11 protein-coding genes are annotated in these 12,493 nt (G+C 55.8%); 8 read left to right on the top strand and 3 right to left on the bottom strand.

The window, feature by feature from the left end; genetic code table 11:
* Together tatC and tatD are read left to right on the top strand one after the other, a co-directional pair.
* A complete protein-coding gene (tatC, locus tag GRPL_RS21995; RefSeq protein WP_004869672.1) occupies positions 1-774 on the top strand; it encodes a Sec-independent protein translocase subunit TatC in 774 nt (257 codons plus the stop codon).
* A gap of 27 nt (positions 775-801) precedes the next feature.
* Complete coding sequence (gene tatD, locus GRPL_RS22000; RefSeq protein ID WP_181890757.1) at positions 802-1,596, top strand: 3'-5' ssDNA/RNA exonuclease TatD; 795 nt, start codon at positions 802-804, stop codon at positions 1,594-1,596.
* 8 nt (positions 1,597-1,604) lie between these two features.
* Here tatD and rfaH read toward each other — a convergent pair whose 3' ends face one another.
* Positions 1,605-2,093 carry a transcription/translation regulatory transformer protein RfaH gene (gene rfaH / locus GRPL_RS22005; RefSeq protein ID WP_004869678.1) on the bottom strand — a complete coding sequence of 163 codons (489 nt, stop codon included), beginning with the start codon at positions 2,091-2,093 and terminating at the stop codon, positions 1,605-1,607.
* 177 nt (positions 2,094-2,270) lie between these two features.
* Between rfaH and ubiD the strand changes: the two genes are divergently transcribed.
* Positions 2,271-3,746, top strand: coding sequence for a 4-hydroxy-3-polyprenylbenzoate decarboxylase (gene ubiD / locus GRPL_RS22010; protein ID WP_032698418.1), 1,476 nt, complete (start codon positions 2,271-2,273; stop codon positions 3,744-3,746).
* A 49-nt stretch (positions 3,747-3,795) separates the two neighbouring features.
* Positions 3,796-4,497, top strand: coding sequence for an NAD(P)H-flavin reductase (gene fre / locus GRPL_RS22015; RefSeq protein WP_004869682.1), 702 nt, complete (start codon positions 3,796-3,798; stop codon positions 4,495-4,497).
* Between the two features lie 297 nt (positions 4,498-4,794).
* On the opposite strand, the gene fadA is transcribed toward fre, so the two are convergent.
* Entirely contained in the window at positions 4,795-5,958 is a 1,164-nt protein-coding gene (gene fadA, locus GRPL_RS22020) for an acetyl-CoA C-acyltransferase FadA (protein ID WP_032690013.1), read from the bottom strand.
* A gap of 9 nt (positions 5,959-5,967) precedes the next feature.
* A complete protein-coding gene (gene fadB, locus GRPL_RS22025; protein ID WP_032690012.1) occupies positions 5,968-8,157 on the bottom strand; it encodes a fatty acid oxidation complex subunit alpha FadB in 2,190 nt (729 codons plus the stop codon).
* Positions 8,158-8,348: 191 nt separating this feature from the next.
* Here fadB and pepQ point away from each other — a divergent pair, with 191 nt between their 5' ends.
* From pepQ to hemG, 4 genes are read left to right on the top strand one after another with little or no spacing between them, the layout of a single operon-like run.
* Positions 8,349-9,680 carry a Xaa-Pro dipeptidase gene (gene pepQ, locus GRPL_RS22030; protein WP_032690011.1) on the top strand — a complete coding sequence of 444 codons (1,332 nt, stop codon included), beginning with the start codon at positions 8,349-8,351 and terminating at the stop codon, positions 9,678-9,680.
* Positions 9,680-10,294, top strand: a complete 615-nt coding sequence (locus GRPL_RS22035) for an IMPACT family protein (protein ID WP_032698417.1) — start codon at positions 9,680-9,682, stop codon at positions 10,292-10,294. The genes pepQ and GRPL_RS22035 overlap by 1 nt, the downstream gene beginning before the upstream one ends.
* 41 nt (positions 10,295-10,335) lie before the next feature.
* Positions 10,336-11,787 (top strand): Trk system potassium transporter TrkH, encoded by a 1,452-nt coding sequence (gene trkH / locus GRPL_RS22040; protein WP_004119068.1) that lies wholly within the window; start codon positions 10,336-10,338, stop codon positions 11,785-11,787.
* Positions 11,788-11,798: 11 nt separating this feature from the next.
* A complete protein-coding gene (gene hemG / locus GRPL_RS22045) occupies positions 11,799-12,332 on the top strand; it encodes a menaquinone-dependent protoporphyrinogen IX dehydrogenase (protein ID WP_032690008.1) in 534 nt (177 codons plus the stop codon).
* Positions 12,333-12,493 lie beyond the last annotated feature (161 nt).

Below are 12,493 nucleotides of genomic sequence, written 5' to 3'. Positions count from 1 at the left end.
ATGGGCGTAGAAGATACTCAACCGCTAATTTCGCATTTGATTGAGCTGCGTAAGCGCCTGATCAATAGCATCATCGCGATACTGGTCATTTTCCTGGCGTTAGTGTACTTCGCCAACGACATCTATCAGCTGGTTTCCGCACCGCTTATCCGGCAGATGCCGGTGGGTGCAACGATGATCGCCACCGACGTGGCTTCCCCTTTCTTTACGCCGATCAAACTGACCTTCATGGTTTCGGTGATTCTGTCGGTGCCGGTGATTCTTTACCAGGTCTGGGCGTTTGTTGCCCCGGCGCTGTATAAACATGAGCGTCGGCTGGTTATGCCGCTGCTGGTTTCCAGTACGCTGCTGTTCTATATCGGTATGGCGTTTGCCTACTTTGTCGTTTTTCCGCTGGCGTTTGGTTTCCTGACCCACGCGGCGCCGGAGGGCGTGCAGGTCTCGACGGATATTCGCAGCTATCTCGATTTCGTCATGGCGCTGTTTATCGCCTTTGGCGTTTCGTTTGAAGTGCCGGTTGCGATCGTGCTGCTGTGCTGGATGGGCGTCACGACCCCGGAAGATTTGCGTAAGAAGCGGCCGTACGTGTTGGTGGGAGCATTCGTCGTCGGCATGCTGCTGACGCCACCGGATGTTTTCTCGCAAACGCTGCTGGCAATTCCGATGTACTGCTTGTTTGAGATCGGGGTGTTCTTTGCGCGTTTCTATACCGGAAAACGTCTGACGCGTGACGAGGATGCCGCCGCTGAAGAGGCGGGGAGCAAAGAAGAGTAACCAGCCGCCCGTCAGGGCGGTTGTCATATTGGAGAAGCGATGTTTGATATCGGCGTCAACCTGACCAGTCCACAGTTTTCCCGCGATCGCGATGAGGTCGTGGCCCGCGCTCAGGCGGCGGGCGTGACCGGCATGCTGTTCACCGGGACTAACCTGCATGAAAGCGAGCAGGCCCGGCAGCTGGCACATCGCTATACCCGCTGCTGGTCAACCGCCGGGGTGCATCCTCATGACAGCAGCAGCTGGGCGGCATCGGTGGCTGACTCCATTTTTCAGCTGGCGCGCCAGCCGGAAGTCGTCGCTATCGGCGAATGTGGGCTGGACTTCAACCGCAACTTTTCAACCCCTCAGGAGCAAGAGGCCGCCTTCAGCGCACAGCTGGCGCTGGCAGCCGAGTTGTCTCTGCCGGTTTTTTTGCACTGCCGCGATGCCCATGAACGTTTCCTGACGCTCCTGACGCCCTGGCTGGATAAACTGCCTGGCGCGGTGCTGCACTGCTTCACCGGAACCCGCGAAGAAATGCGTGCCTGCGTGAACCACGGTTTGTATATTGGCATTACAGGCTGGGTCTGCGACGAGCGACGAGGGCTTGAGCTGCGCGCGCTGCTGCCGGATATCCCGGCAGAACGCCTGCTGATTGAAACGGATGCCCCGTATCTGCTGCCCCGCGACCTTAGCCCGAAGCCCGCTTCCCGCCGGAATGAACCGGTATATCTGCCGCATATTCTGACCCGCATAGCGGGATGGCGCGGGGAGGAGGCTCAGCGGCTGGAAGAGATCGCTGACACGAATGTCAGAACGCTTTTCGGCATCCGTTTTTAAGCGTACCGTCAGATTTTATGAAAGTCGGTATTTTTGATGCTTTGCAGTACCTGCTTGTTAAGCAGATTCAGCAGCAGCATGGAGCGCGCTTCACCATCCGGTTCGCTAAAGATAGCCTGCAGGCCTTCAAACGCGCCGTCGGTAATCAAGACGAAGTCACCTTCGTGCGGTGTTTCCGGGTCGGTGATGCCTTCCGGTTTATAGATAGAGAGCTGGTGAATGACCGCGGACGGTACCGTGGCGGGCTGGGCGCCAAAGCGCACGAAGTTATTCACACCTCGCGTGGCGCTGATAGTCGTAGTGTGGATAATTTCCGGATCGAATTCGACAAACAGGTAATTGGGGAACAAAGGTTCACTGACCGTAGTGCGTTTGCCGCGGATGATTTTTTCCAGTGCGATAGTCGGCATCAGGCAATTAACTGCCTGTCGTTCGAGGTGTTCCTGGGCGCGCTGAAGCTGCCCACGTTTGCAATACAGTAAATACCAGGCTTGCATAATAACTCTTTCCACTCTATTAGCAGCAAGCATAACAAAAGCCTGGGGCGATCGCGAAAGCCAATATAACTGAAATCAAAAATTCTATGTTCTTTCACTCTAATTTAACAAAAGTACAGCATGGCGCTGGCGAACACCGTATAATCAGCCGCCTGTATAGAGGTCAATAATAACTCCATGAAATACCACGATCTACGCGACTTTCTGACATTACTGGAGCAGCAGGGCGAACTGAAAAGAATCTCCCTGCCGGTCGATCCGCACCTTGAGATCACCGAAATTGCCGATCGCACTTTACGTGCCGGCGGCCCGGCCCTGCTTTTTGAAAACCCCAAAGGCTACACCATGCCGGTGTTGTGCAATCTGTTTGGCACTCCGCGCCGCGTCGCCATGGGGATGGGGCAGGAGGATGTCAGCTCGTTGCGTGAAGTGGGTAAGCTGCTGGCTTTTCTGAAAGAGCCGGAACCGCCGAAAGGCTTTCGCGATCTGTTCGATAAGCTGCCGCAGTTTAAGCAGGTATTGAATATGCCGACAAAGCGCCTGCGCGGAGCACCCTGCCAGCAAAAAATCATTGAAGGTGACAACGTTGATCTGACGCGTATTCCGATCATGACCTGCTGGCCGGAAGATGCTGCCCCGCTGATTACCTGGGGACTGACGGTCACTCGCGGTCCGCATAAAGAACGGCAGAACCTCGGCATCTATCGCCAGCAGCTCATTGGTAAGAATAAGCTGATCATGCGCTGGCTCTCCCATCGCGGCGGCGCGCTGGATTTTCAGGAGTGGTGTGTGGCTCATCCGGGCGAACGCTTTCCGGTCTCCGTGGCGCTGGGCGCTGACCCGGCGACCATTCTTGGCGCCGTGACGCCGGTTCCCGATACGCTTTCAGAGTATGCGTTTGCCGGCCTGCTGCGCGGCACCAAAACGGAAGTGGTCAAGTGCATTTCCAACGATCTTGAAGTACCGGCCAGCGCGGAAATTGTGCTGGAAGGGTATATTGAGCCAGGTGAAATGGCGCCGGAAGGGCCGTATGGCGATCATACCGGCTACTACAATGAAGTGGATAATTTCCCGGTATTTACGGTTACGCATATCACTCAGCGTGAAGATGCGATTTATCATTCAACGTATACCGGGCGCCCGCCGGATGAACCTGCGGTCCTGGGCGTCGCGCTGAACGAAGTCTTCGTGCCGATCCTGCAAAAGCAGTTCCCTGAAATTGTTGATTTCTACCTGCCGCCGGAAGGTTGCTCTTATCGTCTGGCCGTGGTCACGATGAAGAAACAGTACGCCGGACACGCCAAGCGCGTCATGATGGGCGTGTGGTCATTCCTGCGCCAGTTTATGTACACGAAGTTCGTGATCGTCTGCGATGATGACGTTAATGCGCGCGACTGGAACGACGTGATCTGGGCGATTACTACCCGTATGGACCCGGCTCGTGATACGGTACTGGTAGAAAATACGCCGATCGATTATCTGGATTTTGCCTCGCCGGTTTCCGGCCTGGGTTCAAAAATGGGGCTGGATGCCACAAATAAATGGCCAGGCGAAACCCAGCGTGAATGGGGTCGTCCTATTAAGAAAGATCCTGAGGTGACGGCGCGCGTTGACGCCATCTGGGATGAGCTGGCTATCTTTAAATCACAGTAAGCGGGGCTAACGCCGCTGTTTTGCTCTATAGACCCGACAGAGGGGACGCATGACAACCTTAAGCTGTAAAGTGACCTCGGTGGAGGCAATTACCGATACCGTGTATCGCGTTCGATTAGTGCCGGAAGCGGCGTTTTCTTTCCGCGCTGGTCAATATTTGATGGTGGTAATGGATGAGCGCGACAAGCGTCCGTTCTCCATGGCTTCCACGCCGGCGGAGCAGGAATGTATTGAACTGCATATCGGCGCCTCTGAGCTCAACCTGTATGCGATGGCGGTTATGGATCGCATTCTGAAAGAGCGCGAGATTGAGGTTGATATTCCGCATGGTGAGGCCTGGCTGCGTGAGGACGAAGATCGTCCGCTGATCCTGATCGCCGGGGGGACCGGGTTCTCCTATGTGCGTTCCATTCTGCTTACCGCCCTGGCGCGTAACCCGAACCGCGATATTGCCGTGTACTGGGGGGGTCGCGAAGCGAAACATCTCTACGATCTGGCAGAGCTGGAAGCGCTGAGCGTGGAGCACCCGGGTCTGCGTGTTGAGCCGGTTGTGGAACAGCCGGAAGAAGAGTGGCGTGGGCGCTCTGGCACCGTGTTGACCGCGGTACTGCAGGACTATGGCACTCTGGCAGAGCATGATATTTATATTGCCGGCCGCTTCGAAATGGCAAAAATTGCCCGTGAGCTGTTCTGCAATGAGCGCAATGCCCGCGAAGATCGCCTGTTCGGCGATGCATTTGCCTTTATCTGATTCTCACGCCCTCTTCTTCAGGGAGAGGGTAGAGAACGGTAGAAATAAAAAACCCGCCCCTGACAGGCGGGAAAAACGGCAACTAAACCCCCCTCTCTTCGCCATGGTCACCATAACTGCGTTGGCTGCGCTTATTCATCCCGAATCACTTACGGTATGTAAGCGCATCAGGGTGAATAAGGGACATCCGTGTCCCTCATCGAAGGCAGCCTTCGGCTGTTCGCATTCGTTCCTGACGAATTTGTCATTCGCCTGCCGCCTTGTTCTGGCACCAATAGCTTTGAGATAACTCTTTAATCAAACTCGCTCAAATACCGTTGCGATCCCCTGACCTAAACCAATACACATGGTGGCAAGACCGAACTGTGCGTCTTTGCGCTCCATCTGGTTAATCAGGGTAGTACTGATACGCGCGCCGGAGCAGCCGAGCGGGTGGCCCAGGGCAATCGCACCGCCGTTGAGATTGATCTTCTCGTCGATCTGCTCCATCAGGCCAAGATCTTTAATGCACGGCAGGATCTGCGCGGCAAACGCTTCATTCATTTCAAAAACGTCGATATCGCTGGCAGCCAGTCCGGCCTTTTTCAGCGCCAGCTTTGATGCCGGTACCGGACCATAGCCCATAATTGATGGGTCACAGCCGACCACCGCCATGGAACGTACGCGAGCGCGAGGTTTTAGCCCCAGCTCGCGGGCACGACTTTCGCTCATTAATAACATGGCGGCTGCGCCGTCGGAGAGTGCGGAGGAGGTTCCTGCCGTGACGGTGCCGGTCACCGGGTCGAATGCGGGTCTTAATGCAGCCAGCGCTTCCACGGTCGTTTCCGGGCGGATCACTTCGTCATAGTTAAATGACTTCAGCACGCCGTCGGCATCATGGCCACCTGTCGGAATGATTTCCGCTTTAAATGCGCCGGACTGCGTTGCCGCCCATGCGCGAGCGTGGGAACGCGCGGCGAACTGGTCCTGCATTTCCCGGCTGATGCCGTGCAGGCGCGCCAGCATTTCGGCGGTCAGCCCCATCATACCGGCCGCTTTTGCCACATTACGGCTCAGACCCGGGTGAAAATCCACGCCGTGGCTCATCGGGACGTGGCCCATATGCTCCACGCCGCCAATCAGGCAGACGCTGGCGTCGCCGGTCATGATCATGCGCGCCGCATCGTGCAGCGCCTGCATCGATGAACCGCACAGGCGGTTGACCGTGGTGGCCGGTACCGAATGCGGAATCTCGGCCAGCAGTGCGGCGTTACGCGCAATGTTGAAACCTTGCTCCAGCGTTTGCTGTACGCAGCCCCAGTAGATATCGTCAATCGCAGCCGGATCAAGCGACGGGTTACGCGACAGCAGGCTACGCATCAGGTGCGCAGAGAGGTCTTCCGCACGCACGTGGCGAAAGGCGCCGCCCTTCGAACGGCCCATCGGGGTGCGAACTGCATCAACAATGACAACCTGTTCCATTGTGACTCCTTAAGCCGTTTTCAGAACGCCCGCCGGGCGGGCTGGTTCTACCGGGGGATAATAGGGTTCGTTATGGCGTGCTTTATTACGCAGTCCTTCCGGCACTTCGTACAGCGGGCCGAGGTGCTGATACTGCTGCGCCATATCGAGATATTTTGCGCTGCCCAGGGTATCCAGCCAGCGGAATGCGCCGCCGTGGAACGGAGGGAAGCCGAGGCCATAAACCAGCGCCATATCCGCTTCCGCCGGGCTGGCGATAATGCCTTCCTCCAGGCAGCGGACCACTTCGTTGACCATCGGAATCATCATCCGGGCGATAATCTCATCGTCGCTGAAGTCCCGTTTTGGCTGGCTGACTTCCGCCAGCAGCGCGTCGACGGCCGGGTCTTCTTCTTTCTTCGGTTTGCCTTTACTGTCTTCTTGATACCGCCAGAAGCCGAGACCGTTTTTCTGGCCGAAACGGCTGGCGTCGAACAGCGCGTCGATCGCGTCGCGATAATCTTTCTGCATACGCTGCGGGAAGCCGGCGGCCATCACCGCCTGCGCGTGGTGCGCGGTATCGATGCCGACCACGTCGAGCAGGTATGCCGGGCCCATTGGCCAGCCGAACAGTTTCTCCATCACCTTATCGACTTTGCGGAAGTCCGCACCATCGCGAAGCAGTTGGCTGAATCCCGCAAAGTAGGGGAACAGCACGCGGTTGACGAAGAAGCCGGGGCAGTCGTTAACCACGATCGGCGTTTTGCCCATTTTGCTCGCCCAGGCCACGACTTTTGCGATGGTGTCATCTGAGGTTTTTTCGCCGCGAATCACTTCTACCAGCGGCATACGATGCACAGGGTTAAAGAAGTGCATACCGCAGAAGTTTTCCGGACGCTTCAGGACGCTGGCCAGCTCACCGATCGGAATCGTTGAGGTGTTAGAAGCCAGAACCGTATCCGGGCGGACTTTCTCTTCGGTTTCCGTCAGTACGGCCTTTTTCACTTTCGGATTCTCGACGACGGCTTCGACCACGACATCTACGCGCTCAAAGCCAGCATAATCGAGAGTCGGGTGAATCGTGCCAATAACGCCGGCCAGCTTCAGCCCATCAATCTTGCCGCGCTCAAGCTGCTTGTTGAGCAGCTTAGCGGCTTCGTTCATGCCGAGCGTCAGCGATTTGTCGTTAATGTCCTTCATGATCACCGGCACGCCTTTCCAGGCGGACTGATAGGCGATACCGCCACCCATGATCCCGGCCCCCAGTACGGCGGCCTGTTTCGGCGTCTCAACGTTTTTGGTCAGCTTCTTCGCTTTGGCTTTGACATACTGATCGTTAAGGAAGATACCGACCAGCGCGCGGGCCTCTTTGGTGTGCGCCAGCGGGACAAAGCTTTGGTTTTCCAGATTCAGCGCTTCTTCGCGGCCGAAACGAGCGGCCGCCTCGATGGTTTTTACCGCCGTCATCGGCGCCGGATAGTGTTTCCCGGCGGTCTGCGCCACCATGCCTTTGGCGATGGTGAAGCTCATGGCCGCTTCAATTTTACTGAGCTTCAATGGCTCCAGCTTCGGCTGGCGCTTCGCTTTCCAGTCCAGGTCGCCGTTAATGGCCTGACGCAGCATGGCGAGTGCGCCATCGCGCAGTTTCTCTGGTTTGACGATGCCGTCGACGAGGCCGATTTTCAGCGCCTGATCGGCACTGACATCCTTCCCAGCGGCAATAATTTCCAGCGCGCTATCGGCGCCGAGCAGACGCGGCATTCGTACTGAGCCGCCAAAGCCCGGCATGATACCCAGTTTGGTTTCCGGCAGGCCGATACGCAGGTCCGGCGTAGCCAGACGGTAGTCCGTCGCCAGCACGCACTCGCAGCCGCCGCCCAGCGCATAGCCGTTTACCGCTGAAATAGTCGGTACCGGTAAATCTTCCAGACGGTTAAAGACGCTATTGGCAAAATGGAGCCACTGGCTCAACTGCTCCTGTGGTACCAGGAACAGGGACAGAAATTCGGTAATGTCGGCGCCGACAATGAAGGCCGCTTTCCCGGAACGCAGCATCAGCCCCTTAAGATCTTGTTGTTTTTCGAGTACGTCCAGCGCCTCACCGAGGCTGGCTACGGTTGCGGTATCGAGCTTGTTCACCGAGCCGGGAGCATCGAACACCAGTTCGGCAATGCCATCTTCCAGCCAGTCGAGGTACAGGTTGTCGCCTTTGTAGAGCATGTCAGTCTCCTGAATCCAGCAATGTGATCTGGTCGTACCAGATGCAACGGAGTGTGGGATTTATGTTAAAGAATTGCAAATGAGTCTTTAAATAAATGCTGGTCGGATCACACCTGGCGGAAATCACCCTGCCCGGGGCCGATGTGCTAAGATGCGGGGAATCACGATCTAATAAAAGCAAAGGATAAAAGATGGAATCACTAGCCGCGCTCTATAAAAATCATATCGTTACCCTACAAGAACGTACCCGTGATGCTTTGGCTCGTTTTAACCTTGATGCGTTGCTGATTCACTCCGGTGAGCTGGTCAATGTCTTCCTCGACGATCATCCGTACCCGTTTAAGGTCAACCCGCAATTTAAGTCCTGGGTCCCGGTGACGCAGGTACCCAACTGCTGGCTGCTGGTTGATGGCGTCAACAAACCGAAACTGTGGTTCTACCTGCCGGTCGATTACTGGCATAACGTTGAACCGCTGCCGACCTCGTTCTGGACGGAAGAGGTGGAAGTGATTGCCCTGCCGAAAGCCGACGGTATTGGTAGCCAGCTGCCAGCTGCGCGCGGCAATATCGCCTATATCGGGCCGGTGCCGGAGCGTGCGCTCGGTCTGGAGATCGCGGCCAGTCATATCAACCCGAAAGGGGTGATTGATTTTCTGCACTACTATCGTTCCTTTAAGACCGATTATGAGTTGGCCTGCATGCGCGAAGCGCAGAAGTCGGCGGTCAACGGGCATCGCGCGGCCCATGAAGCATTCCTCTCAGGAATGAGCGAATTCGATATCAACCAGGCGTATCTGACGGCCACCGGTCATCGCGACACCGATGTGCCTTACAGCAATATCGTGGCGCTTAACGAACATGCCTCTGTGCTGCACTACACCAAACTGGATCATCGTGCGCCGGCAGAAGCGCGCAGCTTCTTACTGGATGCCGGAGCGGAATACAACGGCTATGCGGCAGACCTGACGCGTACCTGGGCGGCGCACGGCGATAATGACTTTGCTCATTTGATTAAAGACGTTAACGATGAGCAGCTGGCTCTGATTAGCACGATGAAGGCTGGAAAAAGCTATGTGGATTACCATATCCAGTTCCACCAACGCATCGCTAAGCTGTTGCGTAAGCACCAGATCGTGACCAACATGAGCGAAGAGGCCATGGTTGAAAACGACCTGACCGGACCGTTTATGCCACACGGTATTGGCCATCCGCTGGGCCTGCAGGTCCATGATGTGGCTGGTTTCATGCAGGATGATAGCGGTACTCATCTGGCGGCGCCGTCGAAATATCCGTATCTGCGCTGCACACGTATTTTGCAGCCGCGTATGGTGCTGACCATCGAACCGGGCATCTACTTCATTGAGTCTCTGCTGGCGCCGTGGCGTGAAGGGCAGTTTAGCAAACACTTCAACTGGCAAAAAATTGAAGCATTGAAGCCGTTTGGCGGCATCCGTATTGAAGATAACGTCGTCATCCACGAAAACAGTGTTGAAAATATGACGCGTGACCTGAAACTGGCGTAATGGAAAGTTGGTTGATACCGGCCGCGCCGGTGACCGTTGTCGAAGAGATCAAAAGAAGTCGTTTTATCACGCTGTTGGCACATACTGACGGCGTGGTAGCGGCAAAGGCGTTTGTTGAGTCCGTCAGGGCGGAGCACCCTGACGCCCGTCATCATTGCGTGGCGTGGGTGGCCGGGCCACCCAATGACTCTCAACAGCTGGGTTTTTCTGACGATGGCGAACCGGCAGGCACCGCGGGTAAACCTATGCTGGCGCAGCTGATGGGCAGCGGCGTCGGCGAGATAACGGCCGTCGTGGTACGCTACTACGGCGGTATTTTGCTGGGTACCGGCGGTCTGGTTAAAGCGTATGGCGGCGGCGTTCATCAGGCGCTTGCCGTGCTGACAACGCAGCGCAAGACGCCGCTGACCGCATATACTTTGCAGTGTGAGTACGGGCAGTTAGCCGGAATTGAAACGCTGTTGGCTCAGTTCTCAGGGCAAATTGTCGACAGTGACTATCAGGCCTCCGTCCAGCTTCGTGTGGCGCTTCCGCAAGCTGAAGTGGCGTCTTTTTCGACAAAACTGGCTGATTTTAGTCGTGGCTCGTTGCAATTACTGAAGATTGACGAATAATCCCCACCTGATTTTTTCGCATACCAAAGGAAGCGCCAGAGATGCATTTTCGCGCCATAACCCGAATCGTTGGACTGTTGGTCATTTTGTTTTCGGGGACGATGATCCTTCCGGGATTAGTGGCCCTGATATACCGCGATGGCGCGGGGCGGGCGTTTACCCAGACCTTTTTTGTCGCTCTGGCGATAGGCTCTCTATTATGGTGGCCGAACCGCCGTGAAAAGGGCGAACTGAAATCCCGCGAGGGTTTTCTGATTGTCGTACTCTTCTGGACCGTGCTGGGCAGCGTTGGTGCGCTACCGTTTATTTTCGCCGAACAACCGAATTTGACGATAACGGATGCGTTTTTTGAGTCATTCTCAGGCCTGACTACGACCGGTGCCACCACGCTGGTGGGGCTGGACTCTTTACCTCATGCCATCCTCTTCTATCGACAGATGCTGCAGTGGTTTGGCGGTATGGGGATCATTGTGTTGGCGGTAGCAATACTGCCGATACTGGGCGTCGGCGGGATGCAGTTGTATCGGGCGGAAATGCCGGGGCCTCTGAAGGACAATAAAATGCGCCCGCGTATCGCCGAGACGGCCAAAACGCTGTGGCTTATCTACGTGTTGTTGACGGTAGCCTGTGCGCTTGCGCTCTGGTTCGCGGGTATGCCGGCATTTGATGCCATCGGTCACAGCTTTTCGACTATCGCGATTGGCGGCTTTTCTACACATGACGCCAGCGTAGGGTATTTTAACAGTCCAACCATTAACACGATTATTGCGGTTTTCCTGCTGATCTCAGGCTGTAACTATGGCCTCCATTTTTCATTGCTCAGCGGACGCAGTCTGAAGGTGTACTGGCGCGATCCTGAATTCCGCATGTTTATTGGTGTTCAACTGACGCTGGTGGTGATTTGTACGCTGGTGTTGTGGTTGCATGATGTGTATAGCTCGGCGCTGACGACGCTGAATCAGGCCTTCTTCCAGGTGGTCTCAATGGCGACGACGGCGGGTTTTACCACCGACAGCATCGCGCGCTGGCCATTATTCCTGCCGGTGCTGTTATTGTGCTCGGCATTTATTGGCGGTTGTGCCGGGTCGACGGGCGGCGGGCTGAAAGTTATCCGCATACTGCTGTTGTTCAAACAGGGGAACCGTGAACTCAAGCGTCTGGTGCATCCGAACGCGGTATACAGTATTAAGTTAGGCAACCGTGCGCTGCCGGAACGTATTCTGGAGGCGGTGTGGGGATTCTTTTCTGCCTATGCGCTGGTGTTCATTATTAGCATGCTGGCGATCATCGCGACCGGAGTGGATGACTTTTCTGCTTTCGCCTCGGTTGTGGCAACGTTAAACAACCTCGGGCCAGGACTTGGCGTAGTGGCGGACAACTTCGCGACAATGAACCCGGTCGCGAAATGGATCTTGATTGCTAATATGCTGTTTGGTCGTCTGGAAGTGTTCACCTTACTGGTGCTCTTTACCCCCACTTTCTGGCGCGAATAACAGGAGTGCTTGTGAAAACGTTGATTCTATTTTCCACCCGCGACGGGCAGACGCGTGAAATTGCCTCCTTCCTTGCCTCTGAGTTGAAAGAGCTGGGTATCGATGCGGATACGGTTAATCTCAACCGTACTGAAGAGGTTGAATGGCGCCACTACGATCGCGTGGTGATTGGTGCATCGATTCGTTATGGACACTTTCATCCGGCGCTGGACCGTTTCGTGAAGAAACACCTGCAATCGCTGAATGCGCTGCCGGGGGCGTTTTTCTCGGTGAATCTCGTGGCGCGTAAGCCAGAGAAGCGTACGCCGCAGACAAATAGCTATACGCGTAAGTTTCTGCTTAATTCGCCATGGCAGCCGCAGCGCAGCGCGGTGTTTGCCGGCGCACTGCGCTACCCGCGCTATCGTTGGTACGATCGCTTCATGATTCGCCTGATAATGAAGATGACCGGTGGTGAAACGGATACCAGTAAAGAAGTCGTCTATACCGACTGGAAGCAGGTTGCCAATTTTGCGCGGGAAGTCGCACAAATGACGAGCAAATAGCACGTAAAATGGGCGTGATGGCGGGAATTTGAGCGGTTGAAAAGTTTTTTTAAAACAGGGCTTGTCAACGTCTCAGAACTCCCTATAATGCGCCTCCACTGACACGGAACAACGGCACGCAAGCCGCCGGGTCAGCGGGGTTCAGAGATGAACACCAACGG

Source organism: Klebsiella planticola ATCC 33531, from assembly GCF_000735435.1.
Taxonomy (GTDB): domain Bacteria; phylum Pseudomonadota; class Gammaproteobacteria; order Enterobacterales; family Enterobacteriaceae; genus Klebsiella; species Klebsiella planticola.
Note: the sequence above shows the minus strand (reverse complement) of the source record. Positions and strands in the feature narration are given on the sequence as shown.